Origin of the sequence: Ruminococcus flavefaciens (assembly GCF_900143025.1) — a bacterium.
GTDB classification, from domain to species: domain Bacteria; phylum Bacillota; class Clostridia; order Oscillospirales; family Ruminococcaceae; genus Ruminococcus; species Ruminococcus flavefaciens_I.
In genome coordinates this window covers 19,973-46,853 of sequence record NZ_FRCT01000023.1, presented here as the reverse complement: position 1 = coordinate 46,853, position 26,881 = coordinate 19,973, and the positions used below count along the sequence as shown (strand labels likewise).

28 protein-coding genes and 3 tRNA genes are annotated in these 26,881 nt (G+C 43.5%); 21 read left to right on the top strand and 10 right to left on the bottom strand.

Features of this window, described 5'->3' with window-relative positions:
* From BUB28_RS17185 to BUB28_RS15810, 3 genes are all read left to right on the top strand, one after another.
* Nucleotides 1-275 (top strand): hypothetical protein (locus tag BUB28_RS17185; protein ID WP_207647070.1); only part of this gene is annotated, 275 nt, incomplete at its 5' end.
* Complete coding sequence (locus BUB28_RS15815) at nt 272-562, top strand: ATP-binding protein (protein WP_072952482.1); 291 nt, start codon at nt 272-274, stop codon at nt 560-562. The genes BUB28_RS17185 and BUB28_RS15815, both read left to right, overlap by 4 nt.
* Nucleotides 563-594: 32 nt before the next feature.
* On the top strand, nt 595-1,215 hold the full coding sequence (locus BUB28_RS15810; protein ID WP_072952481.1) for an MBL fold metallo-hydrolase: 621 nt from the start codon (nt 595-597) through the stop codon (nt 1,213-1,215).
* 51 nt (nt 1,216-1,266) lie between these two features.
* Here the strand turns inward: BUB28_RS15810 and BUB28_RS15805 are convergent, their stop codons facing one another.
* Both BUB28_RS15805 and BUB28_RS15800 read right to left on the bottom strand, forming a co-directional pair.
* Nucleotides 1,267-1,764 (bottom strand): methylated-DNA--[protein]-cysteine S-methyltransferase, encoded by a 498-nt coding sequence (locus BUB28_RS15805; RefSeq protein WP_072952480.1) that lies wholly within the window; start codon nt 1,762-1,764, stop codon nt 1,267-1,269.
* 7 nt (nt 1,765-1,771) lie between these two features.
* Nucleotides 1,772-2,662, bottom strand: a complete 891-nt coding sequence (locus BUB28_RS15800; RefSeq protein WP_072952479.1) for a Fic family protein — start codon at nt 2,660-2,662, stop codon at nt 1,772-1,774.
* Between the two features lie 446 nt (nt 2,663-3,108).
* Between BUB28_RS15800 and BUB28_RS15795 the strand changes: the two genes are divergently transcribed.
* The 5 genes from BUB28_RS15795 (at nt 3,109) to BUB28_RS15775 (ending at nt 4,682) form a co-directional block, all read left to right on the top strand.
* The gene (locus tag BUB28_RS15795) at nt 3,109-3,339 is read left to right on the top strand and encodes a helix-turn-helix domain-containing protein (protein ID WP_028519945.1); all 231 of its coding nucleotides are present in this window, start codon (nt 3,109-3,111) and stop codon (nt 3,337-3,339) included.
* 33 nt (nt 3,340-3,372) lie between these two features.
* Nucleotides 3,373-3,446, top strand: a tRNA-Gln gene (locus BUB28_RS15790).
* A 101-nt stretch (nt 3,447-3,547) separates the two neighbouring features.
* A tRNA-Cys gene (locus tag BUB28_RS15785) sits at nt 3,548-3,621 on the top strand.
* A 117-nt stretch (nt 3,622-3,738) separates the two neighbouring features.
* Nucleotides 3,739-3,813 (top strand) — tRNA-Gln (locus BUB28_RS15780).
* A gap of 131 nt (nt 3,814-3,944) precedes the next feature.
* Complete coding sequence (locus BUB28_RS15775; protein WP_072952478.1) at nt 3,945-4,682, top strand: ATP-grasp domain-containing protein; 738 nt, start codon at nt 3,945-3,947, stop codon at nt 4,680-4,682.
* Nucleotides 4,683-5,252: 570 nt separating this feature from the next.
* Here BUB28_RS15775 and BUB28_RS17175 read toward each other — a convergent pair.
* On the bottom strand, nt 5,253-5,423 hold the full coding sequence (locus BUB28_RS17175) for a hypothetical protein (RefSeq protein WP_175547875.1): 171 nt from the start codon (nt 5,421-5,423) through the stop codon (nt 5,253-5,255).
* Between BUB28_RS17175 and BUB28_RS15770 the strand changes: the two genes are divergently transcribed.
* The 5 genes from BUB28_RS15770 to BUB28_RS15750 all read left to right on the top strand — a co-directional run bounded on the left by BUB28_RS15770 (nt 5,410) and on the right by BUB28_RS15750 (nt 8,895).
* On the top strand, nt 5,410-5,922 hold the full coding sequence (locus BUB28_RS15770) for a P-loop nucleotide/nucleoside kinase family protein (protein WP_009983273.1): 513 nt from the start codon (nt 5,410-5,412) through the stop codon (nt 5,920-5,922). The genes BUB28_RS17175 and BUB28_RS15770 overlap by 14 nt on opposite strands.
* Complete coding sequence (locus BUB28_RS15765) at nt 5,919-6,557, top strand: methyltransferase type 11 (protein ID WP_072952477.1); 639 nt, start codon at nt 5,919-5,921, stop codon at nt 6,555-6,557. Before BUB28_RS15770 ends, BUB28_RS15765 begins: the two co-directional genes overlap by 4 nt.
* Complete coding sequence (locus BUB28_RS15760) at nt 6,554-7,015, top strand: hypothetical protein (protein ID WP_072952476.1); 462 nt, start codon at nt 6,554-6,556, stop codon at nt 7,013-7,015. Before BUB28_RS15765 ends, BUB28_RS15760 begins: the two co-directional genes overlap by 4 nt.
* Before the next feature lie 114 nt (nt 7,016-7,129).
* The gene (locus BUB28_RS15755; protein WP_072952475.1) at nt 7,130-7,999 is read left to right on the top strand and encodes an AraC family transcriptional regulator; all 870 of its coding nucleotides are present in this window, start codon (nt 7,130-7,132) and stop codon (nt 7,997-7,999) included.
* Between the two features lie 140 nt (nt 8,000-8,139).
* Nucleotides 8,140-8,895 carry an N-acetyltransferase gene (locus BUB28_RS15750; RefSeq protein WP_072952474.1) on the top strand — a complete coding sequence of 252 codons (756 nt, stop codon included), beginning with the start codon at nt 8,140-8,142 and terminating at the stop codon, nt 8,893-8,895.
* A gap of 141 nt (nt 8,896-9,036) precedes the next feature.
* On the opposite strand, the gene BUB28_RS15745 is transcribed toward BUB28_RS15750, so the two are convergent.
* Complete coding sequence (locus tag BUB28_RS15745) at nt 9,037-10,758, bottom strand: MutS-related protein (protein WP_072952473.1); 1,722 nt, start codon at nt 10,756-10,758, stop codon at nt 9,037-9,039.
* Nucleotides 10,759-11,137: 379 nt separating this feature from the next.
* On the opposite strand from BUB28_RS15745, the gene BUB28_RS17665 reads away from it, so the two are divergent.
* Both BUB28_RS17665 and BUB28_RS17545 read left to right on the top strand, forming a co-directional pair.
* A complete protein-coding gene (locus tag BUB28_RS17665; protein ID WP_081373571.1) occupies nt 11,138-11,371 on the top strand; it encodes a leucine-rich repeat protein in 234 nt (77 codons plus the stop codon).
* Nucleotides 11,372-12,340 carry a leucine-rich repeat protein gene (locus BUB28_RS17545; protein ID WP_081373570.1) on the top strand — a complete coding sequence of 323 codons (969 nt, stop codon included), beginning with the start codon at nt 11,372-11,374 and terminating at the stop codon, nt 12,338-12,340. It begins immediately after the preceding gene.
* A gap of 81 nt (nt 12,341-12,421) precedes the next feature.
* On the opposite strand, the gene BUB28_RS15730 is transcribed toward BUB28_RS17545, so the two are convergent.
* From BUB28_RS15730 to BUB28_RS15710, 5 genes are all read right to left on the bottom strand, one after another.
* Entirely contained in the window at nt 12,422-14,134 is a 1,713-nt protein-coding gene (locus BUB28_RS15730; protein ID WP_072952472.1) for a [Fe-Fe] hydrogenase large subunit C-terminal domain-containing protein, read from the bottom strand.
* A gap of 40 nt (nt 14,135-14,174) precedes the next feature.
* Complete coding sequence (locus tag BUB28_RS15725; RefSeq protein ID WP_072952471.1) at nt 14,175-15,269, bottom strand: GumC domain-containing protein; 1,095 nt, start codon at nt 15,267-15,269, stop codon at nt 14,175-14,177.
* Nucleotides 15,270-15,465: 196 nt separating this feature from the next.
* On the bottom strand, nt 15,466-16,023 hold the full coding sequence (locus tag BUB28_RS15720) for a hypothetical protein (protein ID WP_072952470.1): 558 nt from the start codon (nt 16,021-16,023) through the stop codon (nt 15,466-15,468).
* A gap of 206 nt (nt 16,024-16,229) precedes the next feature.
* Nucleotides 16,230-17,435, bottom strand: coding sequence for a GGDEF domain-containing protein (locus tag BUB28_RS15715; protein ID WP_072952469.1), 1,206 nt, complete (start codon nt 17,433-17,435; stop codon nt 16,230-16,232).
* 15 nt (nt 17,436-17,450) lie between these two features.
* Nucleotides 17,451-18,575, bottom strand: a complete 1,125-nt coding sequence (locus BUB28_RS15710; RefSeq protein ID WP_072952468.1) for a substrate-binding domain-containing protein — start codon at nt 18,573-18,575, stop codon at nt 17,451-17,453.
* Between the two features lie 514 nt (nt 18,576-19,089).
* Here BUB28_RS15710 and BUB28_RS15705 point away from each other — a divergent pair.
* The 6 genes from BUB28_RS15705 (at nt 19,090) to BUB28_RS15680 (ending at nt 25,324) form a co-directional block, all read left to right on the top strand.
* Nucleotides 19,090-20,133, top strand: a complete 1,044-nt coding sequence (locus BUB28_RS15705; RefSeq protein WP_072952467.1) for a leucine-rich repeat domain-containing protein — start codon at nt 19,090-19,092, stop codon at nt 20,131-20,133.
* A gap of 20 nt (nt 20,134-20,153) precedes the next feature.
* The gene (locus tag BUB28_RS15700; RefSeq protein ID WP_072952466.1) at nt 20,154-21,497 is read left to right on the top strand and encodes a protein kinase domain-containing protein; all 1,344 of its coding nucleotides are present in this window, start codon (nt 20,154-20,156) and stop codon (nt 21,495-21,497) included.
* Nucleotides 21,498-21,541: 44 nt separating this feature from the next.
* Entirely contained in the window at nt 21,542-22,423 is an 882-nt protein-coding gene (locus BUB28_RS15695; RefSeq protein WP_072952465.1) for a vWA domain-containing protein, read from the top strand.
* A 35-nt stretch (nt 22,424-22,458) separates the two neighbouring features.
* Nucleotides 22,459-23,364 (top strand): PP2C family serine/threonine-protein phosphatase, encoded by a 906-nt coding sequence (locus tag BUB28_RS15690; RefSeq protein ID WP_242940014.1) that lies wholly within the window; start codon nt 22,459-22,461, stop codon nt 23,362-23,364.
* Between the two features lie 62 nt (nt 23,365-23,426).
* Nucleotides 23,427-24,581 (top strand): proline-rich domain-containing protein, encoded by a 1,155-nt coding sequence (locus BUB28_RS17170; protein ID WP_175547874.1) that lies wholly within the window; start codon nt 23,427-23,429, stop codon nt 24,579-24,581.
* Between the two features lie 212 nt (nt 24,582-24,793).
* Nucleotides 24,794-25,324: a hypothetical protein gene (locus BUB28_RS15680; protein ID WP_072952463.1), complete on the top strand. Its 531-nt coding sequence runs from the start codon at nt 24,794-24,796 to the stop codon at nt 25,322-25,324.
* Between the two features lie 155 nt (nt 25,325-25,479).
* Here BUB28_RS15680 and BUB28_RS15675 read toward each other — a convergent pair whose 3' ends face one another.
* On the bottom strand, nt 25,480-26,877 hold the full coding sequence (locus BUB28_RS15675; protein WP_072952462.1) for an efflux RND transporter periplasmic adaptor subunit: 1,398 nt from the start codon (nt 26,875-26,877) through the stop codon (nt 25,480-25,482).
* Between the last annotated feature and the right edge of the window lie 4 nt (nt 26,878-26,881).

The window sequence follows — 26,881 nt, the reverse complement described above, 5'->3', positions numbered from 1 at the left end:
ATGCTTCACCGATAAAGGAAACTGTTCCCAGAGAACTCTATGGTTTTCTTATGAAGCTGGATAGCCCAAAGGAGATAGTCAAGGTATTGAGACTGTATATTGATACCGGCGATGAATTATTGAAGCACCTGTCTTATGCTGATTCATATGATACGCTGTACGCCTGCGTTATCGGTAAAACAGTAAATAATGCGCCGATAGAAACATCGGTAAAGATAATACTGCCAGATCTTAAACGATACGATTCGCTGCTGAAAGGCGGTGATGCAGTATGAACAGCGTACAGAAAGAAACGATCAAGCTATATGCAAAGCAGCTCAGAGTGCCTACTTTCAATAACTATGATAAGGTAATCCGCCATCTTTCAGCTGATGACGGTTATGAGCAGTTCCTGATAGAACTGATGAAACAGGAACTTGCAGAGCGCTCGGTAACAGGTCAGAAACGCAGGATAAAAGCTGCGAAATTCCCGTCAATGAAAACACTTGACGAGTTTGATATGACAAGGCTTGAAAATGTCAGCGAAAAAATTGCTTGCTATCCACGCCAATCTATGCTATAATTGTAGAAAAATACCGACAGGGAGGTCTCACCATGCTTGATTTCATAACCATAAACGAACACAGCAGTATCCGCGTTGACGAAGGAAAGATCATTTACTCCGATCCGTACAACATCAACTGCGCACCGCACGATGCCGACATTATCCTCATCACACACAGCCACTTCGACCACTACTCCCCAGATGATATCCGCAAGGTGATGAAGTCCGACACTGTTATCGTCTGTCCGGACACTGTAAACGAGCCGAAGGAACTTGGTCTGACCGTTAAGCAGGTCTCCGCAGACGAGCAGTTTGATGTACTCGGTATCAGATTTGAGGCTGTCCCTGCATACAATATAGGCAAGCCCTTCCACCCCAAGTCCAACGGCTGGCTGGGATACATCATCGACAGTCCCGACCACGGACGCATTTACATCGCAGGCGACACGGACATCACTCCCGACAACAAGCAGTTGAAGTGCGACATTGCGCTCATTCCTGCCGGAGGAACTTACACTACCGATGCTTCACAGGCTGCGGAGCTCGCTAACACTATCCGTCCGAAGTACGCGATACCTATCCACTACGGAACAGTCGTAGGAAGTCCTGCTGACGGAGAGAAATTCCGAAAGGCTGTGGACAGCGGCATAGAGGTAGTTATAAAAATCTGATGATAAATATCGTGAACAGTAAGAAGGCAGCCATTGCGGCTGCCTTTTTCATTATATTTCGTACTTCTCAAGTTTCAGAAGGGCTGTCTTTTTATCCAAACCGCCTGCATAGCCTGTCAGACTGCCGTCTGCTCCGACAACTCTGTGACAGGGAATTATTATCGAGACGGGATTATGTCCGACGGCACTTCCGACTGCCTGAGCCGACATATGCTCAGCACCTTGCTGATTTGCGATGATATTTGCTATCTCGCCATAGGTCATAGTCTGTCCGTAAGGTATCGTCAGAAGTATATCATATACTGCCTTTCGGAACGGTGTTGTGTGCAGACTTATAGGCGGTGTGAAGCCCGGCTCTTTTCCGCTGAAATAAATATCGAGCCATTTGACGGTTTCGGTAAATATCGGCAGCTCTGCTTCGGTGCTTTCCGATATGAGCTTATGGGGAAAGTATTTCTGCCCGTCGAACCATAAGCCTGTCAGTGTTTCACTGTCACTGGAGAGGGTGATACCGCCGAGGGGAGAGGTATAGTGAAATGTGTTATTCATGCTTTCATCACTCCTGATATCTGATCTGAAAATAATCAAGATAAGCCTTGAAGCGGTCCTGTGCAGTCAGTACCGTATCCGTCAACCAGCCACGTTCCTGTTCCCAGTTTTTGAGTCCGCGGTAATAGAACATCTTCAGATCGTCGGATATGATGAACGGAACTATATCACGGCTCAGGCACTCCTTCAGCATAATAAGCCTGCCAACTCTGCCGTTGCCGTCCTGAAATGAATGTATGGACTCAAACTGATAGTGGAAGTCGATTATATCTTCAAGCGTGATCTCTTTCAAGTCGTTGTACTGTGATATGAGCTTTTTCATTTGTGCAGGCACTTCATCGGGAGCAGCAGTCATTTCGCCGCCGACTTCATTAGCGAACTTTTTATACTTGCCAACTGCAAACCAATCCTTCCTGCTGTCAGATGTACCTGTTTTCAGCATCTTGTGAAGCTCCTTGATAAACGCCTCTGTTAAAGGCTTTTCTGCGTTCTCAATAACATAGTCGATACAGCGGAAGTGGTTGACTGTCTCAACTACATCGTCAACGTTTACCGCTTCATTCTCAAAGCCTAAGGTGTTGGTCTCGAAGATATAGCGCGTCTGGTCGTGGGTTAGCTTGCTTCCTTCAATATGATTGGAATTATAGGTCAGCTCGATCTGTAACTTGTGATAGATACCACCGTGCTGATTACTGCTTTTCTGTTCTCTCAGGATCTCAAGCAGTGTCTCTGGACGTTTCAGCTTGCGGCGCTCAGGTCTTTTGGCATCGGCAGGAATTTTCCATGTTTTGCCGATAAGGACAGCGCCTTCGATGCGTCTTTCCGCACAGTAGTTGCGGACTGTACGCTCGGATATTCCCCATAATTCAGCCATTTCAGCTACGCTTCTGTATTTCACGGTATCACCTCCATAGTTCTATTATATCACATTATCGGCAAAAAATCAATGATAATATATAGAAATTCTTGCCGATAAAAACTATACCACAGGTTTACTTGACATTTCCGTAATGCCGTGATATAATGATGTCAACACAAGGGAAAAGCTCCCGGAATTCTTACTAACGAAAGGGTGAAAACAATGAAAGCTATCATGAACAACGCTATGTCTGCATACATTTGTGCTTTTGATTTCCAGCAGTCAAGCTATTTCTTCCAGCAGGAGGATAATGGCTCAGTTTTGCTGCGCACAGGACAGAAAAGTGCTTGTTCGGTCATCCTAAAAAGGTGAGCAGAGATAGTGTTGCATTGTAAACCATCTTCTGATAGAACATAGCCGTCTGTGTGCAGTATCAACTCACACAGGCGGTTTTTATTATTCTATTCAGAAAGGTGGTTATTTTTATGCCTATAGCAGCTCCGACTATCGATATGATAGCAACAGGCGCAAACATAAGAGCTTTGATAAAAGGCAAAGGACTCAAGGTGGCTGATGTACAAACAGTATTCGGCTTCAACACGCCGCAAGCGATATTCAAGTGGATGAGAGGAGACGCTATGCCCTCTATCGACAACATAGTCATACTGGCACATATACTTGATGTGCCTATTGACGAGATAATTATAACTAATTAGACACTCCCGCCCATGTCGGGCGGGGTGAGATAATTCCGCTTCGTCTAATGGTAGGACATCTGCTTCTGACGCAGAAGATGTAAGTTCGATTCTTTCAGCGGGAACCAACGCAGAGCGAGTCCGTGCAGTTTCGCGGTTCAGTTTTTCTGATTCGCAATTTTTTTACGCGCATTAAGCCATATCTGATTTGCAACATATACCCAACGATGACTGTGTAGCCAAGTGGAAAGGCAATGGACTGCAACTCCATGAGCGCAGGTTCAAATCCTGTCACAGTCTCCAGCACAGTGCCTGTGCTCCCTTCCACGATGGCGCTCGTTTTACTCGCTCACTTTTTATGAGCCTGTCAGTCTGCTTTCGCTTATGGCACTGTCATGTTTTACAGATAGTTTTCACACATTCCGTTTCGTCTAATGGGCAGGACATCGGTCTTTGACTCCGATAATGGAAGTTCGAGCCTTCCAACGGGAACCACTACATCAATTATACTATGAAAAAAGCTTTTCCACTTTTTTCACGCAAAAGATCATCCTGAGGCTGTCGCGTTCCTTATTGCTAAAAACTGCCAATTGTGCTATAATTAGAAAAAACAAGGAAGTGATGAAGTGAAGGCATATATTCAATGCGGCAATAATGAATTGCCCTACAATATGAATACTTTTTCTGCTATGCTTGGCTTTCAGCAAATGGGATTTGAAACTATACTGTTTAAAGAAGCAGACGAATTAGTCGATGTTACTCTTTCTGATATTGTTGTCGGGGGTGTAGGCAGAGTAAAACAGTTCCTTGAAGAAAGAGGAATTGTTGTTAATGACATTGATTATCCCGAAAGCCTATCCGCGTATTTCGGACGCAAGATATGGGAGACAACATCTGATACATTCCTTGCTGAGAAAAATAGCTTCCCTTTATTTATCAAGCCAAAACAAGGAAAACTGTTTACAGGCTTTATATGTAATAGCGAAACAGATATCGCCGGACGCTTCTCACCGGAAGAAAGCATTTCTGTTTATTGCAGTGAGGTCAGAAATATCGTCACTGAATGGCGCTGTTTCATAAGATATGGAGACATACTTGATATACGACGTTACAAGGGCGAACTCGGAAAGATATATTCTTTGAAAGCTGTTAAAGATATGGTGCTGTCTTATGCAGATGCTCCGTCAGCGTACTCAATTGATATAGGGCTTACCGATAATGAGGAGACTATCATTGTTGAAGTAAACGATGGATATTCCCTCGGAAGTTATGGATTAGATCCTTTATTATACGCTAAACTTTTGTCAGCTCGCTGGGCTGAACTGACAGAAACAAAGGACGAATGTGCTTTTGATATAAGATAATAGTTAGACCGCAGGAGCCCCTGCGGTCTCGTTTGTTGTAAAAATATCGGCGCTGAACTGAGTATGAAGGTAGTAAGCAACAGGTATCTGCTGAAAAATGGTGACTGAGATCCAATTCAACCATTTATTGGTATTCTGAAAATTTCAATAATATTTCATGATTCTCTTGATTTTTTCCTCGAAATTGTATTAAATACAATTTCGAGGCGATAATCGTGACTTTTACGCCAACTAAATTTGATAAAAAACACAGCAGCTCCGTTCGGGATTTGCCCGTATAATCAGAGCTGCTTTGGTCATTTTTTCCGGTAGAGACGCGCCGATCCAACCACTTATTTACCACTTATTGGCACTGAAAATCGCTTAAAATCACTTGAAGATGCTAAAAGTGAAGTTTCAAAAATTGCCGAAATACAGCCGTTTTCGCATTTTACTAAAAGCTGCTGAAAGGCTCGGGATTTTTTCAATTCCCGTACGGGTCATCCTTACAAAGGCTCCTAAATGACGATATTTTGTCATTTAGGAGTTCTTTTTTTACCATAACACGGTTTGAAGTTCATTATCTGTCCATTATACAGCTTTGATTTGTCCTTTGTCATCATCGGGCTTGCTGAAATCAAGCACCAAAGCTATCGTTTCACTATCCATAGTCAGTATCTGCGATTGAAAAACAACTCCGAATATGGTATAATTATAAAAATTACAGAAAGGAACCGAGTCCGAGCCTATGATAATACTCATAACAGGAGCTTCTCATACGGGGAAAACGCTTCTCGCGCAGAAACTGCTTGAAAAATACAAGTACCCTTACCTGTCTATCGACCACCTGAAAATGGGACTTATAAGAAGCGGTCAGACCGAGCTCACTCCCTATGACGACGACAAGCTGACGGCATACCTCTGGAATATCCTGAAAGAGATGATAAAGACTGCCATTGAAAACGAACAGGATCTCATAATCGAGGGCTGTTATATTCCCTTTGACTGGAAGAACAGCTTTGACGCCGACTATCTGTCGCAGATAAAATACATCTGCCTTGTTATGAGTGAAAGCTACATAACCAGCCATTTCAGTGACATTGTCAGCTTCGGGAACGCTATCGAGAAAAGGCTCTCCAATGACCTCAGTATTAAGGATATAATACAGGACAATCAGGAATATCTCCGCGGCTGTATCAGTTACGGACTTGACTATTTTCTGATAAATGATGAATACGATTTGGAAAGGTGCTGTATATGAGCAACCCATGGGAAGAAATAAGTCTTGACGACTACGAAAAGCACATGAGCCTTGAATCTGTGCGGCAGCTTCAGGCGCTTGATTCCATAATGCAGGAGCAGTTCTCCGCCTATCCTGTGGAGACTGCCACAGTTCTGGGAGTTGCAGGCGGAAACGGACTTGAACACATTGGCACCGACAAGTTCCGCACAGTCTACGGAGTGGATATAAATTTGGATTACCTACGCGCGGTGTCTCAGCGATATACGGAGCTTTCGGGCGTACTGGAGTGCCTGCACATCGACCTTGTGAACGAAGTCAAAAAACTGCCGCAGACTCAGCTCCTCATAGCCAATCTGCTTATCGAATACATAGGTTACGGAGCGTTTCAGAAAGCAGTTTTGCAGACTGCTCCCGAGTACGTTTCCTGCGTGATACAGATAAATACAAACGAGGACCAGTGGGTGTCGGAGTCGCCCTATCTCCACGCATTCGACAGGCTGGACGAGGTTCATCACCAGATGGAGGAAAAGGCGCTGACGGCTGCTATGGACGAGATAGGCTACTCGCTGATATTGCAGGAGACCTATCCCCTGCCGAATGGCAAGGCGCTGGTGAGGGTGGATTTTGCGAGAAATGAGGAGATTCTGATATGAATAACAAATCTTTAAAGTCCTTGTTAATTATTTTATCATTGACCGTTGTTTTTAAATGTATTACCCTATTTGGAAAAGATGATAATCACGATGAATGGCACAATTTTGACGGTACTCCTATTGTATGTAGGTATAATGGGTGTGGCAAGAAACCACTTTACTCTAACTGGGAAGATCGTTTTTGTGCTGAACACATTGATAGAAGCGCTAATCATAAAAATCAATACAACAGTTCAACAGCAAAGAAAAAAATAAACACTAAAAAGGCATTAACAAAAGAAGAAGCTGATAAGTTGCGAGGGACAGGATATCATGGAACTCGCCCCAATTCAACAGCCGAAAGTATTGAAATAGATGCTGCAATGGTAAAATGTAAAAAATGTGGTATGCACTCAGATAACGGTTCTAATAGTTTATGTGATGAATGCCAATATAACAAGGATTACGGCTTAGATTAATACAGATTTTAAAGAGAAATAAATAAGTATTGACCTGACACCAAAAGCCACAAAATATCAGGACAGAAAACTCTCACGATGTTATAATGGAATCACACTAAAGGAGGGAAAACAATGAACTTAGCCACAGGTATTCAGAAAGCTATCGACTACATCGAAGTACACATCACCGACGAACTTGATATGGCGGAGGTCGCAAGGCAGGCAGCTTGCTCGCCCTACTATTTCCAGAAGATATTCGGTATACTATGCGGTATCACCGTAGGCGAATACATTCGTAACAGGCGGCTCACACTTGCCGGCAGTGAGCTGAAAAAGCCCAACGTGAAGGTAATCGACGCGGCTCTGAAATACGGCTATGAATCTCCCGAAAGCTTTACAAGAGCATTCACGCGCTTCCACGGTATAACACCTACAGAAGCCAAGCGTGAGGGCGGTAAGCTTCGTTCATTTTCCCGCTTCAAGGTGCAGATCATTTTGAAAGGCGGTAATTCTATGAATTATAACATCGTTAAAAAGGACGCATTCACAGTGCTTGAAAAGGTAGAGCAGCACACAGTTATCGGCGAGCAGAACTTGAATTCTATCCCCGAATTCTGGGGCAGAGCCCACTCAGACGGCACTATCACAACTCTGCTTGAACACGCATCAGACCGCACTTACATCTACGGAACCTGCTACGGCAACGGTCACTCCAACGCTGAGACCTTCGACTACGGTATCGCTGTGGAGTGTGCTCCCGATACGGTGGCTCCCGAGGGCTTCCGCGTGAACACTATCCCTGCAAGAACGTGGGTAGTTGCCGAGTGTACAGGTCCTATGCCCGAGGCTATACAGCAGCTCTGGCACGAGCTTTGTGCGGAGTTCTTCCCCACATCGGACTACACTCCCACCTACGAAATGGACATTGAGGCTTATCCCTATGGTGATATGACCTCCCCTGACTACAAAAGTCAGATATGGATAACTGTTGTAGGTGAATAAGCATCTGACTGCCGCATAGCCTGCGGCAGTTTTTTGTTAGCAACCGAAAGTTGCTTGATATCTCTGCTGATATATGCTATAATTTTAAAAATATATTTCGTCAAGCGGAAATACACGTAATGAGCTAAAAGGAGGACATCATGGAATACGTCAGAGTTACAAAGGAAAACATCGAAAACGAGCACATCTGCTGTGCTATTTCCAACAACAAGGATATACAGGTCTCGTCCAAAAAGGCATGGCTCTCGGGGCGCTTTGACGAAGGTCTTGTGTTCCTGAAAAGTACCGAGCGCGGCAAGTGCTTCATCGAGTATATCCCTGCCGAAAATGCATGGAATCCGATCATTGCCGAGGACTATATGTACATCGACTGCCTGTGGGTATCGGGCTCATTCAAGGGGCACGGCTATTCAAACGACCTGCTGAGCGCCTGCATCGAGGACAGCAAAGCCAAAGGCAAAAAGGGTCTCTGCATTTTGTCGTCCGCAAAGAAGAAGCCTTTTCTCGCAGAGCCGAAATTCCTGAAATACAAGGGCTTTTCTGTATGCGATGAAGCTGATAACGGCATACAGCTCTGGTATCTGCCATTCACCGATGATGCAGAACCGCCGAGGTTCAAGGACTGCGCCAAGCACCCCCATACTGACGAGACAGGCTATGTCCTCTATTACACGAGCCAATGTCCCTTCAATGCGAAGTATGTTCCGATAGTCGAACAGACTGCAAATGAGCTGGGCGTACCATTCAATGCTGTCCACATCGAAACTAAAGAAAAAGCGCAGAGCGCTCCTACTCCCATAACCACCTACGCGCTGTTTTACAACGGCGAATATCTGACCAACGAGCAGATGAACGACAAGAAATTCATTAAGCTCGTATCACAGCAAAAAGATTAGATAATAAAATACGGAAACGGCTTTTTGAGCTGTTCCCGATAATTTTTGATAATATTCGTTTTAAAATAACATAAAAAATGAAATAATGACAGATACTGATATTATAAGCATCATCAAAATTGTACTCAAACAGCCGCTCTCTTATTTTACAAGCATTTCATATGTAACGCCGTACTTCTCCGCTATATCCTTTGCGTAGGAAAGTCCCTCGGGAGACGCCACCTCCACCTTGAAGGAGCGTTTTCCGTTATCGCTCTTCATTATAAGCGACGAAGCCTTTACACCGCTGTTTCCCTTATTAAGCTCGTCAACGTCTGCGGCAAGCTTGTGCATATGTGTATTGTATATCGTCTTTACCTGCTTGCTGAGCAATGCCCTTACAGAATCATTTGCTATATAGAAGCCCTCCTCAAATGAGGTAGTGGAAAAGGTCTCGTTGAGAAGAAGCAGGCTGTCTTTCGTACATTCCGAGTATATAGCCTTAAATCTCACGCACTCCTCGCCAAGTCTGCCGAGATCCATAGTCTTGTCCTCGTCCGCAGGAAAATGAGTATATACACAGTCCACAGGCTTATACTCAAAGGACGATGCAGGCACATATATGCCGCCCTGCGCAAGCACATACATAAGTCCCACAGCCTGAGTTATAGTTGTCTTGCCGCCGCGGTTTGCACCTGTAAGGATATATATGGTATGCTCCTTGTCAAATACAAGGTCATTGTACACGATATCATCAACGTTCTGCATATTCACCGCAAGCTTTAGATTATACAGTCCTCTTGCGTCCATAGAAACATTTTCGCCGTCAATAAGCTGAGCTTCGCAAAATCTGAAGCCCTTTTCCATGCTCCTTTCTATGAACTCCGCAAACATTATATAATACATGAATTCAGGTATTATCTGCGATATATTGACAATTGCGATATCCGCATACTTTGAAAAGGTATCACGGAGCTTTTTTACAAGTGAGTCCAGCATCTTGTTTATCACCTTATCAAGGTAACACGTTGCATTTGCCGAACCGTCGCCGTCGGGAGTCTTTGTTACCGTAGCTCTTATCCTGCCGTCTATAAATGGTGTATTTGTAACAGCAAGATAGCCCCCTGCCTTTTGAATAAAGTTCGATATCTTATGTTCGTTGAGCTTATCCACCTGATGATAGTGCATATCGCCGTCCCATTCATTGCCCTCCTGTATCTTGCTTTTCGATGCTATCGCATCGGCAAAATTGGTAACGATATTGGACTTTTTGAAGGGCTTGTCATTTATGGAGACAAGTCCCATGCTGACAGCCTCAAATCGGCTGTTGACATTGACTCCGAGAGTAACGCTCTGTATATTAAGCGACTTTATTTTAAGCTCCGCTATATCCTTTTTCATTTCCGCAAAGCAAGCATCGTTATACAGCTCGTCGATATATTCCTTGAAGCCTTGAAGTCCCTCAGACTTTATCTCCTTGTCGGAAAGGCACTCTCTCATAGCCTCCACGCACTTGATATAGTCATCGAGCTCGTCAAGTCTGTGCATAAGGTGCCAGAAGCCAAGCTTTTCATCTGTCTGGATATTTGAGCCGCTGAACTTCCTTAAAAATTCTATCCTTTCAAAAAGCTCCGACAGCTGCTTTCTGAGCTTGGGAAATCCCAGTATATCCACAAAAACCTTCTGCCTGTAGGCTGCCACACGCGGGTCGTTGGTCATATTCGAGATTATGTTCATTATGATGTTCTGCTCTTTAGGGTCATTGGAAAGCTCGCGGCACAGGGTATCCAAGCCAAGATCATGGCAGGCTGATTCGGAAAGCTGTTTATATTCGGTATCCTCATAGTAAGGAAACAGTATGCTGAAATGATTATTTGATCTCATAGCTTCAGCTCCTTTAGTTATTATTTCACAAAAATATCGCTACAACATTTGTATTTTTATATTATATCACATTACAGCAGTAATGTCAATTAACTGCAATATTCTGCATCAGAATAAATAGTTTACAAATATAATCAAAAATGTTATAATTCATAATTATATTACTTATAAGGAGATATGGAAATGAAAATAACAAAAAACAATCGCTATACTAAGCGCAACCTGCCTTACATTCGGTGCTGCACAGGTACCGTATGAAACCAATAATATCGTCTATGCAGAGTCAGAGAATAAATATGAAGCTGTAAAATTAGATAATATCAGCTACGATGTCTACAAGGATCACGCAGAAATAGCTTTTATTGAACAAAAATGAGCTATAGTTATCCCTGCCGAGGTAAACGTTGTACCTGTAACAAAAATAAGCTTTTCTTTTTGTTCCATTGCAGGTTGTGATAAGATAACATCTATCGTTTTACCTGATACTATTGATGAATTAAAGGTATCAATATGCTATGGTCTTAAAAATCTTAAAAGCATAACGCTTCCTGCAAACATTACCTACATACCACCGCGTATGTTCTCCGGCTGTGAATCGCTTGAGGAAATATAGATACCTTCCGGAGTTACAAAAATAGGAGAATATGCATTTAGAGACTGTACAAGTCTCAAAAGCGTAAAGTTTCCCGAAGCTCTTACCGATATATATCCCGGTGCATTTGAAAAATGCAGTTCTCTTCAGAGTATCGAATTTCCTGCGGGTGTAACCAATATATATGAAAATGCTTTTAATAAATGTACTTCTCTTAAAGAAACTAAACTCCCTGAAAAGCTCGAAACTCTCGGAGAAAGGGCGTTTTATGAATGTGCGCTTGAAAATCTTGATATCCCAAAAGGAATTACAACTCTGCCTAATTCCTGTTTTTACCACAATAACTTTAAGGAAATAGTTATTCCGGAAAATGTCAATTTATTGCAGCAGCATATATTTCTGGACTGCCCTGATGTGGAAAAATTTACAGTTCTCAATCCAAAATGCAGATTTCAGGCAAATATTATGGAACAGATGATATCAAGTCAAAAAGAAGATGAAAACGGAAAAAAATATAATTCTATATTGAAAAATTGTACATTCTACGGTTATAAGGGCTCTACTCTTTATTCACTTACCAAAACAGGAACTGTAAAATACAATTTCGTTGCCCTCGACGAAGAGGTTGAAACTACTACAACTACTTCGACAACTGCCGTTTCAACCACAACTACTACCACCACATCTTCAACAGTTGTTTCTTCATCAGGCAGCGGACAGACAACAACGACTGTGTCTGCTCCTGTAAAAACAGTATGGGGCGATGCAAACTGCGACGGCGAAGTTGATATGTCAGACGTGGTTCTTATAATGCAGAGCCTTGCAAATCCCAATAAGTACGGCGTTACAGGTACTGACAAAAATCACATAACATCAGCGGGACTCAGCAATGCTTCAGTTGTAAACAACAATGGCAGTGTTACCAATAATGACGCTGTAAAAATACAGCTATTCCTCCTCGGAAAAGCCGCTCCCAAGTCTGATAAATAAAATTGCGCGGCAGTAATGTCGATTTAAGCAAAAAAATAAGGCACAGATACTCCTTTCGGAAATATCTGTGCCTTATTTTTATTACTTGTGAATATCGCTTACGTCTACCTTTTCGGTCTGTCCTGTCTTAACGAGGACTTCGTTTATCTCACCAACCAGTGAAATAATATCATTGATAGACTTATTTATCATTTCAGAGCTTTCGTTAGTTGTAGTAACGTTGTCATCAAGAGCACTGAATGCGTCGATAGTTGTTTCAAGGATTGAAATGAGCTGTGTTACGCTGTCGGAGTCCATAGTTGAGTTGTCATTACAGAAAGCAACAACATTCTCAAGCAGATCCTTAACTACAGCCGCTCTCTCACTTGTAGCCGATGTGGACTCACCGATATTCTGCATATTCTCGTTGATCCTTGCAACGTTGTCCTTCAGCTTGTCTGAAAGTGCGAGACATTCCTCTGTGATCTCCTCCAGCTGTTCATTCTGTCTGTTAAGTGCAGAGTGTCTTGCAAGGAGAACTGACTTTGCATGAACGATACAGTTATCGGGAGTATTGAGACCTCTGTAAATAGCTATTGCCATATCACGGCAGGTATTGTAGCCACAAGCATGACAGTCGTATTTGCGGTCATCATCGTTATGCATTCCCATTTTCTCGAAAATAGGATCCAGCTGTGCATTGCTCGGTATAGGAGTAGGCATAGACGGCTTGTAGTTTCTGAGGAAGTCAGCAACTCTCAGCTCGTCATCGAACTTCTTGAAGAGTCTGTCATCGCCTCTGCCCATGATGCCTGTAGACTTGCGGCGGCTCTTTGCCTCGTTTTCGATAGCTCTCATAGTTGTCATGGCATCGAAAACAGTCTGCTTTGTACCTGATGCAGGTCCGATATTACAGCCGAATTCACATGAAAGTACATCGAATATCCTCGGGTGCTTTGACTCCGGCATTCTTCCGTACATATCGATCTCGGCAAATACCTTATGTACGCCTTCTGAATTAGTGATATTCATATCAGGATCGTGGAGCCACATATTATCTCTGAGTCCGCCCGGACGTGAGTAAACAGAACCCATCTGTCCCTGTGCCTCGTCAAACTTGTACTCGTAATCCTCAGATGTATCAATGTCGATATTGATATCGTTGCGGTCGAAATACTCAAGAAGCTTCTTGATAGTAATAGTATAATTTATAAGACCTGTATCTATTGCCTCGTTCTTTTCAGCAATACATGGTGAAATAACTGCGATAGGATTATTCCTTCTCAGATACTTCTTTATGTATATAGCACTGCACGCAATAGGGCTGTGAATAGGTGAAAGGTTCTGCAAAAGCTTAGGCTGATAGGTCTCGATATACTTTACGACAGCAGGACACTGCTGTGTGATGATATTGCCTATCTTGTCCTGTTCGAGAGTTCTCATATGTACCCATGTGCATATATCAGCACCATAGGATACATCGAATATAGTACATCCCTGCTTCTTGAACCAGTCAAGCACACCCTTCCACTTTGTAGGAAGAATAGTCTTTATAGCAGGAGAAGCCATGATTATAAACTTTTCCTTTACGATCTCTGCGATACACTCTTCTGTATCGTCTATATAATCTCTTGCGCCGTGATTGCACTTCTTTACACATTCACCGCAGGCAATACACTTATTGGGATTGACCATGGTAATGAAACGTCCGTCCTCAAGCTGCTTGGTCATATTAGCCTCAGGCGCAGGACATTCTCTTACGCAGGCATTACAGCCGACGCATTTTTCAGGTTTTACGATGATAAGTTCACTCATATATCCATACTCCTTAAAAATTTACGGAAAAATCTATACTTTATTTTTTAGCTATCGAATTTGCTTTTGCCGCAAGTGCAGCAAGATCTATTTTACCCTTTTTCTCTCCGCCCTCAGGCTTCTTTTCTGTTTCGGGTGCGTTCTCCTGCTTGGCATCGGCAGTTTCTTTTTCTTCTGTATTTTTATCCGCGTTGTCCTTTTTGGCACCGATAGACTCAGCCATCTGTCTGAGCTTGTCAAGCTCCTCCTGCTTTTTGCGCTTTTCCTCCTCGCTGTTCATATTATCGCGTATCTTATCAGCAAGGCTTGCAGGCTTTTCGGGATATTCGGGATTATAGTGCTCAGGCGTTTTGAATACAGGGATACCGCCGTTGACCAGCTTTGTCTCTGTATCGCTAAGGAGCTCCTTTGCCTTCAGCAGTCTGTCTATTCCTTCATTTCTCAGCTGCTCGAAAGCCTCCTCCATGAATTCCACCTGATTTTTCAGTACGTGTACGTCATCTATTGCGGCAGCTCTTAGGTTATTGGAAGCTACCTCCATCTGCTCGGCTCTGTTCTTTGCCTCAGCAAGTCTCTCGGCAGCAGTCATCTCTGCCTCATATATGATATGCTCTGCCTCAAGGTTTGCTTCGGAAACGATATCCTCGGCAAGCTTTTTCGATTTATACTCAATTTCAGCAGCCTTTGTCTTTGCATCGCTTTCAAGCATTGATCTTGACTTCTGTGCCTCTATAAATACGCTGCTCAGTGCTGTAGCCTCGTCCTGAGCCATTAATGCGGCGCACTTTGTCTCAGCAGCCTTCAGCTTATCCTTCAGGTCGTCGATCTCAGCTTCCTTGTCCTTCAGCTGCTGCTCGTATTTGCGGTTCTCATCATCGGTTGCTTTAAGCTTCAGATTAAGGGTATTGTTCTGGACCTGAACCTGTGTGAGCTTGGCACGTTCCTCAGCCAGAACGGTCTCATGTGCCTTTTCCTGATCCGATCCCTTCTTGTATGCTTCAAGCAGAAGCTTTGTCTCTCTGAGTTCGTTTCTCAGGTCATGTATCTGAGTATTGAGAAACTCCATTCTTCTGACAACGGTTTCCTTATCATATCCGCCAAAGGGAACAGTTTTTATAAATCTTGGCTCAGCCATAAAAGATATCCTCCTTGCTTCACCCGACCGAATGGTGATCTGCAGTGAAATGCAGAAGCAAGCGCATTTATCGAGTATTGATATATAATCATTATACACCAAATTGAGAATATAGTCAATAAAAAAACTGCACAAAAAACAGGGCGGTTTTATGTAAACCGCCCAATAATAAAATAATTTGTTCTGAATTTAAAAATCACCAATCATTTTCGCTGTCTGCAATAAGCTTTTTTACCTCTTCATTATTGTAAAGCCCCAGATCAAAGAGTCTGTCAGCCTGTTTCTTGGTTATCTTTCCCTGCTCGGTAAACACAAACTGTCCGTGCTGACGCTGTGTACCGTCCCATGAGTCAATGACCTGGAGCCAGCCGTTTCTGTCAAGGGTCTTTTCAGGAAATCTTGAATCGGGATAGAATTTCTTTACTATCATCTTTGCACACTTGTTATGGTTGGTATATCCGCAGGAATAGGTATCACCGTCGGGAGATATCCAGCCCAGCTTGAATTCGGGATCATTGAGAGTATACATCTCCTCCAGCTCAAGAGGGGTATCCTTATCGGACTCTATTATCCTGTTGAAGCCGTATTCATCAGGTCGGAAGCGGTAATATCCGCCTCTTCCGTCAAAAACTACGGGCAGCTGTTCCTCGGTGATTATATCCTCAAAGCCTGTTCCCTCAAGAGCCTCAAGGGTATCGGCGTATCTATAGCAATAGCTTCCCGTAGGGGAATCATATACTGCATATTTTTTCACCTTAAACACCTGCCTTTCTTGTATATATATGCACATTTAAAGGTATAATACGCTATATTTATGCTACAGGTATATTTTAGCACTTTTCCTACTCTCTGTCAAATAGAATAATATCCATAAACGACGATATCTTTGTGTAATTTGCACATATACAGGCAAAAAAGGCGGCTGCCATATCTGACAGCCGCCTGATGATCTTAAACAGATCAGATATTCATTACTGTGCTTATCATATTACCGCCGTTCATCTTAGCGTTTCTCATAGCTGTATCAAGCTTTACAAGGAGAGAGTTTACGTTAAGGCAATCGCCCGGTAAGTAGTGGTAAACAGCACCTGAGCAAGGAAGCTGAACTGCAAGGTTGAGCACCTCGTAAGGACTGCTCATTACGCGCTGGATATTCTGTGCGATACCCATTGCCTGGCTCTCGGAGATATTCTTGTTGAATACGAAGCAGAACTCATTACCTGTGATGTTGTAGATCTCGGCAACCTCACTGAATTCTTCCTTGAGCTTCTCGGCAACTGCTGCGAGGTATTCGTCGCCGAAGTCATATCCGTAAGTATCGTTGATGCTTCTGAAGTTATCCATATCGAATACAGCGACCTGGAATCTGCCTGATTCGAGTCTGTCTGAGATATCGTTATCAAGAGCATAACGGTTCTTCATACCTGTAAGAACGTTGATAACAGCGAGGTCGCTTGCCTTCTGACGAGTTGTCTTGAGCTTTGCGTCAACCTCTGCAAGGCTTCTCTCACGCTCTTCGAGTTCGAGTCTTGCCTTCTTAGCCTTCTTAGCGAAGAGCCAGATAGCAATTTCACCGAGGATAGCAACAACCATCATAAGTGTCATGAGGGCGTAAGATCTGATAGTGTTCTTACGCATGATAGTTCCTGTATCCCTAGAAACGACGTCGATAGTTGATGTAAGCATTTCTGATGCAACGACCTGCATAGGGTAGATATCCTGCTTCAGGATATATCCCATTTCTTCATAGTTACCTGATGTTACAGCACCTGTACCCATATCGTCAAGACGCTTTTTATAGGTATTGATGATGTTCTTAGCATAGGTATATCTTCTCTTAGCTGTATCTGAAATATCGGAGATAGACTCAAATGTGTGCTCAGCATCTACGATATTTGCATAACGGTTGTTAGTATCCTTTACTATAGCGTCCATATTCGTTTTGATGCCGGCAGCGATACTGATAGCATCATTATTGATTTCTGAAAGCTGTCCGTTGATACTATTAAGCGAGTTCATGGTTTTGGAGGTCGTCTGTGAAACGTTCTGATTGCCCCAGTAAATTCCTTCAACAAGGAATGTATTCAGGAGATATACGATTGCAAGAAGGATTCCCGCAAAGACGTATGCGCCCGAGCCTTTAAATCTTGATTTTTCCTTAGCCATTATTTCCTACCTCCATTAGTATTTATCAGGATAAAGCAAGAGCTGAATGTAATCATCATTCATATTGCTTCCGTTAACAAAGGTAGCACCTACATCAAGTTCGGTAGGAACTGTCATTCCTTTTATTACCTTGTTAGCATATCTTACGCCAACGTATCCCATGATGTATGGGTTCTGAACGACTGTTCCGTTAAGAGTACCTTTTCTGATGTAGCTGAGCTCTTCTTCATCAGAGTTAAAACCTACAACGATGATCTTGTCATCAAGCTTGAGTGAGCTTACGGCATCACAGATACCGAGAGTAGTATTTGTGTTTGTACCGAACATGATAGAGATACCGTTTCCGTCATTCTTGAGGAGCTTTTCAGCTTCTTTCGCAGCCTTTTCACGGTCTGCAACACGGTCGCCCTGAACGAAGTTCTTTGAGAACTTTTCAAGCTTGCTGTTATACTCTGACTCAGCAGCAGCATTAGCCTCAACAAGCTTTTCAGGATCTGTCTCTGTTACAGAAGGCTTTTGGATATTATGGCTTGCGTATGAAGTAAGTACGCCGATAAAGCCCTGGATTCGCTCCTCAGCTGTAGAAGCTGTATGGCCGATAATAGCTATCTTGCCAAGCTTTTCATAGTCAGCGCCCTTTTCTTCAAGGATCTTTGCAACATTTCTTGCTGCTACCGCACCACTATCCGAGTCGGAACATCTTATGAATGACTCGATCTTACCGTAGTCCTTTACCTTTGAGTTTATGTTTATGACCTTGATGCCCTTTGCAACTGCTTCGTCCAAAACAGAATTAAGCTCTGTATCGCTGTTAGGTGCAATAACTATAGCCTTTGCGTCTGCAGCAATTGCCTCCTTTATAGCAGCTACCTGTGATACATAATCGTTATCACTTGTTGCTACGGTGTACATAATCTGAACGCCGAGCTCATTTCCTGCGTCCTCAGCACCCTTTTTTACGTCATCCCAATAACTGAGCTGCTGCTTTGTGATAACAGCTACCTTTGCCGGCGGTCCGCCCTGCTGACCGTTTCCACCTGCATTCTGAGGCTTTCCGCATCCGGCTGAAATAAGCATCATAGCAGAAAGTGTGCAAGCAGCAATTGTTCTGAATATGCCTTTTCTTTTGCTTCTGTTCATTATACTGAACCTCCTTAAATCAATTAAACCCGATACACCGCAGGATATCTGCTGATATTCCACTTACATCCTCATATCATGGAACATATGAGCTTACGGTATTTCCCCCAGTCAGGCTATTTATTGATATCCATAACTCATTTTATCACATTTCTTCCGTAATTTCAACACTATTTTGTAAATTGATTATTCGCGGCATACACAAAAATATCAAAAAATTTATATGCATTTTAATCAATTTTATACATCGCGTTAATTTAGCTTAATAAATTACAGATTTGCTTAACCGATTTGCTTTTTGTGATATTTTTCCCCGATATTACGCTCGGTAAAAGGAGCTTTAATATTGCACAAACTATAGCAGTCATTTTTGTAAAAGTTAATTCAAATTTGCCTGTTCATTTTCTTTACGCTTGACATTGATATTGAAAAGTGTTATACTAAATGTGATAACAATATAAAGTCGCATATATAATTATTGCGCTGCTTTATTTATACGTCAGGAGGAGAGATCATGCAATGCGAGAAATGCAACGCACCACTTGACCCAAAGCTTACTGCCTGCCCTCAATGCGGTGCACCTGTCCCGCAGAATATCGAGGGATTTGAAAATACTATGGAGTTCCAGCATGAGTTGCGTGCTATCGTTGTAAACGACGGCCCCCGTGCTGTAACTAACAGGGATAGATTTATCGGTCTTCTCAACGATCATATCCCTGATTATGATAAGGAGCGTCGCTTACTTATTAATATGTATCGTACAGGCATACTCAAAATGATGCTTGAGGAAAAAAATCACGAAATAGCTGTTATGAAGGCTAAAAGCTATATGCTCGGCGATCTTTTCCTCGCAGAAAATGCTTCGGAATTCGTGGTTGCCTGTTTTACATACCTTCTTTGCTGGCCTTACGAATCACCGCTGAAGGTCCTTCCGGAAAGCGAGGAGGACGGCGATAAGAAGGCAGAAGAAGTAAAAAAGAGACCTGTGGATATCAACGAGATGGTATTTATGCCGCGTAACGCTCTCAGATACAGGCTCAGCGGAAATATCACCATTCCCGACGGATATACAAAGCTCGAAGCTTTCTGTTTCGATAAATTCGGCTCGCTCAGAACTATCAAGCTCCCGTCAACGCTTCTTGCTATCGGTGAGTATTGTTTCTCATCATGTAAGCGTCTGAGAGGTCTTGAGCTTCCAGAGGGTCTGAGAATAATCAAGCAGGGTGCCTTCAGCCAGTGTGCAAACCTGGTAATGGTAAAGATCCCTGACGGCGTTCTTGAGATCGAAGACAGTACATTCTCTTTCTGTACAAGCCTTGAGGTCATCGAGATACCGCCAAGTGTCAGCAGTATCGGCGCGGAAGCATTTTCAGGCTGTGATAAGCTGAGAAAGCTCTTCCTCCCCGAAAGCATAAAGTTTATCGACGCAAATGCTTTCTCATACTGCCCCAACCTTGTTATTTACTGCATAGAAAATTCATACGTTCATAAATACTGTTTAGCCACTGGAATAAGGTTCGTCCTCGTGACCTCGGCTGAAGAATATGAGCTTGACTAAGTAAGAAAGGATGAGATCATATGATAGAGCTTGAAATAGGTCAGGAAGTCGAAATGGAATTCGGAGGCAAAGCCAAGGTGCTCAGCGTCATCGGAAGCGGTGGTCAGGGTATCGTTTACCTGGTTCGCTTCAACGGACAGAAATGGGCTCTTAAATGGTATGACATCAACAAGATGGCAAAGCCTGCTGCATTCCGCAAGAACTTACAGAATAACATAAACGATGGTCCCCCAAGCAATAAGTTCCTCTGGCCAAAATATCTCACAAAAGAGATGGAAGACGGAACATTCGGCTATATTATGGAGCTCAAACCCGAGGGCTTCGACTCCTTTGTAGACATCCTCAACACATATAAGCTTGAGATAGACCCACTTACGGGAAGAGGCGTAAAGCGTCCCGTAAAATTCAATACCCTCAGTGCTATGGTCACCTGCGTTATCAATATTGTTAACGCTTTCAGACAGCTTCACCGTGCAGGTAAGAGCTATCAGGACCTTAACGACGGAGGCTTCTTCATCAATGTAAATACAGGAGCTGTCCTCGTCTGCGACTGTGATAACATCGCACCTGACGGAAGCAACTTCGGTATCGGCGGTAAGCCGGGATATATGGCTCCCGAGGTCGTAAGAGGCATCGCACAGCCAAATGTCCAGACCGATAAATACTCACTTGCAGTAGTACTCTTTAAGCTCCTCTTCAGAGGCGACCCGATGGAAGGCGAAAAAGTCGTTCGTGATGTCTGCCTTACAGAGTCATCAGAGCTTAAACACTACGGTCAGAACGCTGTTTTCGTGTATGACCCGGACGACGCTTCAAATCGTCCTGTAAGAGGTATACACGATAATATAATCAAGTTCTGGAGAATCTACCCCGATTATATAAAAGACGCATTTATCCGCTCCTTCACTACTGGTATAAGCGACCCTACAAAGCGTATCATAGAGAATGAATGGCAGAAACTGTTCATACGCCTCAGGTCAGAGATCATACAGTGCGGTTGTGGAAGAACAAATTTTAGTTCGATGTTCATTCATCAGAACGAAAAGACATTCAAGTGTCCGAAATGCGGCATGGAATTCGTTACTATCGGATTCAGCAACCGCGATTACCGCACACCGCTATATCTGGGCTGCAAATTCTATGAATGTGAGATAGTTCCCGAATCAGACGACTTTACAGCCGTTGCGGGAGAGCTCGTTGAGAATAAGCTGAAACAGGGCGTTCTCGGTATCAAGAATTGTTCGGACAGACAGTGGAAGGCAAAAATGCCTGACGGAGTTTTCTACGATATCGCTCCGGGCAAAGGCTTCCCTGTATGGCAGGGGCTTGAGATCGATTTCGGCGAAGTGAAAGCACAGATTTAACCTGCTGTTTCAAAGCAGTATTACTGAAAGGATGTATGTAAATTATGAGCAATGAACATTTTACAGAACCGGAAGTGAACAAAAACGTTTCTCCTCTGGACGATTTCGATAATGCAGAGACAGTTTCTTCTGCAGCTTCTTCAGCTCCCGTATCCGACGACAGCATTCTCGATTTTGACGACGATCCACTCAGCGCGACAAGCGTTTCCAAAAAGAGCCTCGTTATATTCTTCCTCATTGATACTTCAGGAAGTATGAAGGGCAAGAAAATGGGCGAGCTCAATACGGTTATGGAAGAGCTTATCCCTGAGATACGCAGAGTCGGCGAGGCTGATACTGATGTAAAAATAGCTGTTCTTACCTTCTCTACCGAGGTAAGATGGATGTATTCAAATCCTATCCCGATAGAAGATTTTGAGTGGGCAAGACTCCGTGCAAGCGGCGTTACCAGCATGGGCGCAGCCTTCAAGGAGCTCAACCACAGAATGTCAAGAAACAGCTTCCTTAATTCACCTTCTCTGTCATTCGCTCCTGTTATATTCCTTATGACAGACGGATATCCTTCCGATGACTATAAGGAAGGTCTTAGAGAGCTCCAGACCAACAGCTGGTATAAGTTTGGTCTTAAAGCCGCTCTCGGTATCGGTCAGGAAGCTAATGACAATATCCTTGCTGAGTTCACAGGCTCAAAGGATACAGTTGTTCACGCTTATTCAGGCGGACAGCTGGCTCAGATGATAAAGATCATCGCTGTAACATCTTCTCAGATCGGAAGCAAGAGTATGACGCTCTCAGACGATACAAGCCACGAGCTTGGAGAAGAAGACGTATTTGCTGCTAAACAGAAACTCCTCGGTCAGCAGATCCAGGAGCTTGTAAGCACCCAGACCGATGGAGATGACGTCCCCTTCGATACAGGTTGGTAATATCATTATAATTTCGGGAGGAGGACTGAAAAATTATGTTCAACGGCTTTAACCACTCGGTCATGGGCGCAAGCCACGAAAAGACCAATCTGGTTTGTCAGGACAGCTCTGCTTTTAAAGTCGGCGATCACTACGCTATAGCGGTAGTTGCTGATGGTCACGGAAGCAAAAAGCATTTCAGAAGCCACCTCGGATCAAAATTCGCTGTTGAAGCTACTATAGAAGCTATAGACCGTTTTTATGAGGATCGTGAGGCTCTGGAAGCAAATCTTCCTACTAACCATAAGTTCATTATTAAAAATATAGAAAAGCAGATAATCTCAAACTGGAATATGAAGGTTGAAAAACATCTGGCTGAAAACCCTGTAACCGATGATGAAAAAAGCGGCTTTACACCTGAAGAATTTGAGGCTATCCTGCCCGAGTCATATTATGGCACGACCCTCGTTGCAGGAATATCAGGAGATAATTATACCTTCGGCGTACAGATCGGTGACGGAAGTCTCGTAGCTATATTCGAGGACGGAAGAGCTGTTATGCCTATGGAGTATAACGAATCCGCACCTGCAAACGTTACCGCTTCGGTATGTAATTCAAACGCTGCATCACTGTTCAGCAGCTTTTACGCACCGAACAAAAAACTCATCGCCCTTTACGGTTCTACCGACGGATTGTATACTTCCTTCGGCAGTGAGTATGACTTCCTTGATTATCATTCAATAATCACAAGTCAGCTCGTAAACCTTGAGACCTTCAAAAACATCATAGTAAACAATCTCAGCAAAAGATCTCATTTTGGTACAGAGGACGATATTTCTCTTTCTTGTATATATAATGAGGATCTTCTGAAAGACAGGATCGACCTTGTAAATAAAAGGGTCGAGGAAAACAAGAAGGCTGCAGCACAGAGAAAAGCAGCTATGCTTGAGAAAAAAGTCTGACATAAGCTTTACGTAACATAACGCAGGAAGCGTTTAATAAATTTAGAAAAGTGGTGTTTGATATGGAAATTAGCACTCTCTACAATACAGCCAAGAATTTTGCTGAAACATTAAAAGAAAAAAGACCTGAGCTCGCAACTTACGATGCTTGTTTATGTCTTATTATCGCTGATTCGGGCGATATCTTTTCGGGAGTTTCCACTGTTTCGATCAATGAAGGTTCTGTAGAAGATGTACCCGCAGAAAGGATCGCAGTAATGTCAGCTATTACTGCAAAACACGTTATCGCTAAGCAGATGATCGTTATCTCTCTTGACGATTTCAGCTATTTCAAGCCTGAAGATGAGGCTCTGTCTCTGCTTGTAAATTCAAGCGTTGATAACAGCAGCTGTCAGGTAGTTCTTTCACCTGATGAGTCTGTTGCAGCAGCTACTCTTGCACCTGCATCGGCAGCTCCTGATTTCCTCAGCGGATATGATGAGTCATCACTCGGCGCTCCCGCTGATTTTGCAGATGACGTTAACGTTGATACTTCTAATCCATTCAATGCAGAAAATAAGGACGAGGGCGCAGCTAACTCACTCTATGAGCATCCCGAAGAGGCTCAGCAGCAGGGCGCAAGCGGCTTCCCGAATCTTGTCGGACAGCAGCAGGGTTATCCTCAGCAGGGCTACCCACAGCAGGGTTATCCCCAGCAGGGCGGTTACCCACAACAGGGCTATCCTCAGCAGGGCGGCTACCCACAGCAGGGCTATCCTCAGCAGGGCGGCTATCCTCACGGCGGCTACCCACAGCAGGGATATCCTCAGCAGGGCTACCCACAGCAGGGCGGCTATCCTCAGCAGGGTTATCCTCAGCAGGGCTATCCTCAGCCGGGACCTTACGGCGGAAATATGCAGAACTCAATGTATCAGCAGGGTATGAACGCTGCTCCTTACAGACAGGGTTATCAGGGTCCTTCGGTACACGGCGGAAGCTCAACAATGAGAAGTCTCTACCAGCAGCCTCAGCAGAGCGTAAGCGTTACACTTACCTCTAAGTCTAACGGCGAAAATGCTTTCAGAAAGAGACTTAACAGTTTCCTTGACGATGATGATGCAAGTACAGGCAGCGAAGGCGGCTCAGGCGACAGTATGTCAAAGGAAGATATGCTCAAGCAGGCTAAAGACAGAAAGAAAGTCGCAAAAGCTAATCTGAACTTCAAAAAGAAGCTCTGATAGTTTATTCGCCTCGTTTTTTACCTTTATAGATGATAAATTAATGTACTGTCATTAAGCCACACAAATTAATTAAGTAAAGTATTGCATTTTTCGTATTTTTGTGCTATAATGAATTTTATGAGGTCATTATGTGGTCTCAGGAATATGAAGATATTATATTTTGTGTGTAAATATACAGTGAATATTTCGCGTTAAGGAAAGGGATAGCCATGAATTACTTGCTCAATATTGATGAAGCGATAGACCGTAAATTTCTCGTTACAAAAGCTATGAGGGGTCAGGCTGATGTGGGTACTATTATCCATGTCATGGACGCCGAACAGCAGGGCGCAGCAGTTATTGTTTACTACCGCGTTACAAGATATAACGAGAAATTCCATGATTATCAGGACTATACGGCAAAATTTGAAAACCTCGCCGCATTCTGTAAATGGGCACAGCCTGATAACTTTATTGCCCGTAATTATGAGTGCTTCAGTTTAAGAGATATCCAGCACTATATCAAGATCAAGAACAGAAGCTTTGTATCTTTCTGTCTCCCGATCATTATTATTGCTGCTATCATTATCTGGTGCGTATCACTCTTCGTTGTGAAGGGCGTGGTAGGAATAATCATCGGTTCTGTCCTCACCGTTGTGGTCTTTATTGCAGCCTTTGCACTGCTTAAAGTCCAGAAAAAGAAGGAAAAAATGCGCTTGTATCGTAAGGTCAGCGCGGGTTGGGGCGTAGTTTTTGAATAACTCCCCCACACAAGCTACTGTTAAAATAGCTTCATCACTTTAATATTATTATTACGCGCACTTCCCACCTATAACAGTCTATCATAAAGAAATACAACACCCCTTAAAGGCATCGGACAAGCTATATGTCCGCCTTTAAGGGGCGTTTTTATTTATTATATTCTTATCTTTTGTCCGTCGTACAGTTTCTTTGATGATGAAACTATGACCTTTGAATTCGGAGAAAGTCCGAGATCCTCTATGCCTGCATCGGCATCATTTTTTTCTCTAATGGTCACAGAATACTTCTTTGCGGTATACTCCTTCCCGAAAAATCCTTCTGTCTCCTCTGCGACAAATATCTCTCCCCTTACATCGCTTTCTACGAAATGAATAGCGTTGAGCGGTACACAGCTGTATTTTTCCTCAGAAAGCACAGTTCCCTTCAGATAGCCTACCTCTCCTGCTTCCAGCTTGTCGGATTGAAGCGTTAATTCCACTGTATATCCGCTGCCGTCAGCCGTTTTGGTAATTCTCTTTACCTCGCAGCCCTCTGCATTTATCTTGCCGTTTCTGAATTTCAGCTTGAAAACATCGCCTACCGATATGTACCTCAGATCTTTCTCCTCTATATTTGTCCTGAAAACGATACCTTCGGATATATCGGAGACTATAAACACTGCATTTGCCGCTGTAAACTCGCCTATAGATGCGTTCTTTGCCGTTATTACACCGTCTGTCGGACTGTATATGCAGCCCTTTTTCTCGTCAAGCTTTCTTAGTTCTTCGAGCATCTCCTGCTTTTCGGAAAGCCCGCAGCTCACACTCGGATCACTGCTTATAAGTGCCACCGCGGAATCTGTTGTGACATCGCCTGCTTTTACAGGTACGCCTGCGACCACACCGCCTGCGCTGCTGTACACATTGCAGCCGTTGTTGTATATCTCCGTATAGCGGTCTAACTCACGCTGTTTTTCGTCAATATGATTTGAAATAGCCTCCGCCGAACGCTGATCCTCGCTATCATAATAGCCGTCACGGGTGGAGATATCCGCGTTTATTTCGTTTTGCAGGTCAGCTATGCGCCTGCCCAGATGCTCACCGTCAAGCCGCAGCAGCTTCTGTCCCGCGTAAACGCTATCCCCTGCTTTCACGCAGACCTCTGCGATACGCAGTCCCGCCTCTGTAAACACGGGTATACTTCCCTCAGAGGAGTAAGCTGAAGCAGATTCGAGCTGCTCGGCTATCTCCTTTTCAAGCATTGCAGCCTTTCGGTGAAGATACTCTATATCAAGCTTCATTATAAGCTGACTTTTTATTACACGGTCTCCCTGATTAACTTTTGAATCGATTATCCTGAGCCCTTCGGGTACGAATACAGGCTGGCTCTTCAGAGCCTCAACTGTTCCGGCATATTCAAATTCATGGGAAATGCTCTGATCTTTTATCTGCATACAACTGACACGGGGCATACGCTCCGTGTATACCATTCGTGAAACAAAGGTAAGCACCAGCATTGCTGCAAGAAATATCAGAAAATACTTTATTGCTCTCTGTTTTATCTTTTCTTTCATTTGT

What these genes read in the sequence shown, in the direction of transcription:
- BUB28_RS15815 (WP_072952482.1), top strand. Translation starts at nt 272, where the DNA reads ATGAACAGCGTACAGAAAGAAACGATCAAGCTATATGCAAAGCAGCTC.
- BUB28_RS15810 (WP_072952481.1), top strand. Translation starts at nt 595, where the DNA reads ATGCTTGATTTCATAACCATAAACGAACACAGCAGTATCCGCGTTGAC.
- BUB28_RS15805 (WP_072952480.1), bottom strand. Translation starts at nt 1,764, where the DNA reads ATGAATAACACATTTCACTATACCTCTCCCCTCGGCGGTATCACCCTC.
- BUB28_RS15795 (WP_028519945.1), top strand. Translation starts at nt 3,109, where the DNA reads ATGCCTATAGCAGCTCCGACTATCGATATGATAGCAACAGGCGCAAAC.
- BUB28_RS15770 (WP_009983273.1), top strand. Translation starts at nt 5,410, where the DNA reads ATGATAATACTCATAACAGGAGCTTCTCATACGGGGAAAACGCTTCTC.
- BUB28_RS17175 (WP_175547875.1), bottom strand. Translation starts at nt 5,423, where the DNA reads ATGAGTATTATCATAGGCTCGGACTCGGTTCCTTTCTGTAATTTTTAT.
- BUB28_RS15765 (WP_072952477.1), top strand. Translation starts at nt 5,919, where the DNA reads ATGAGCAACCCATGGGAAGAAATAAGTCTTGACGACTACGAAAAGCAC.
- BUB28_RS15760 (WP_072952476.1), top strand. Translation starts at nt 6,554, where the DNA reads ATGAATAACAAATCTTTAAAGTCCTTGTTAATTATTTTATCATTGACC.
- BUB28_RS15755 (WP_072952475.1), top strand. Translation starts at nt 7,130, where the DNA reads ATGAACTTAGCCACAGGTATTCAGAAAGCTATCGACTACATCGAAGTA.
- BUB28_RS15750 (WP_072952474.1), top strand. Translation starts at nt 8,140, where the DNA reads ATGGAATACGTCAGAGTTACAAAGGAAAACATCGAAAACGAGCACATC.
- BUB28_RS15745 (WP_072952473.1), bottom strand. Translation starts at nt 10,758, where the DNA reads ATGAGATCAAATAATCATTTCAGCATACTGTTTCCTTACTATGAGGAT.
- BUB28_RS15730 (WP_072952472.1), bottom strand. Translation starts at nt 14,134, where the DNA reads ATGAGTGAACTTATCATCGTAAAACCTGAAAAATGCGTCGGCTGTAAT.
- BUB28_RS15725 (WP_072952471.1), bottom strand. Translation starts at nt 15,269, where the DNA reads ATGGCTGAGCCAAGATTTATAAAAACTGTTCCCTTTGGCGGATATGAT.
- BUB28_RS15715 (WP_072952469.1), bottom strand. Translation starts at nt 17,435, where the DNA reads ATGGCTAAGGAAAAATCAAGATTTAAAGGCTCGGGCGCATACGTCTTT.
- BUB28_RS15710 (WP_072952468.1), bottom strand. Translation starts at nt 18,575, where the DNA reads ATGAACAGAAGCAAAAGAAAAGGCATATTCAGAACAATTGCTGCTTGC.
- BUB28_RS15705 (WP_072952467.1), top strand. Translation starts at nt 19,090, where the DNA reads ATGCAATGCGAGAAATGCAACGCACCACTTGACCCAAAGCTTACTGCC.
- BUB28_RS15700 (WP_072952466.1), top strand. Translation starts at nt 20,154, where the DNA reads ATGATAGAGCTTGAAATAGGTCAGGAAGTCGAAATGGAATTCGGAGGC.
- BUB28_RS15695 (WP_072952465.1), top strand. Translation starts at nt 21,542, where the DNA reads ATGAGCAATGAACATTTTACAGAACCGGAAGTGAACAAAAACGTTTCT.
- BUB28_RS15690 (WP_242940014.1), top strand. Translation starts at nt 22,459, where the DNA reads ATGTTCAACGGCTTTAACCACTCGGTCATGGGCGCAAGCCACGAAAAG.
- BUB28_RS17170 (WP_175547874.1), top strand. Translation starts at nt 23,427, where the DNA reads ATGGAAATTAGCACTCTCTACAATACAGCCAAGAATTTTGCTGAAACA.
- BUB28_RS15680 (WP_072952463.1), top strand. Translation starts at nt 24,794, where the DNA reads ATGAATTACTTGCTCAATATTGATGAAGCGATAGACCGTAAATTTCTC.
- BUB28_RS15675 (WP_072952462.1), bottom strand. Translation starts at nt 26,877, where the DNA reads ATGAAAGAAAAGATAAAACAGAGAGCAATAAAGTATTTTCTGATATTT.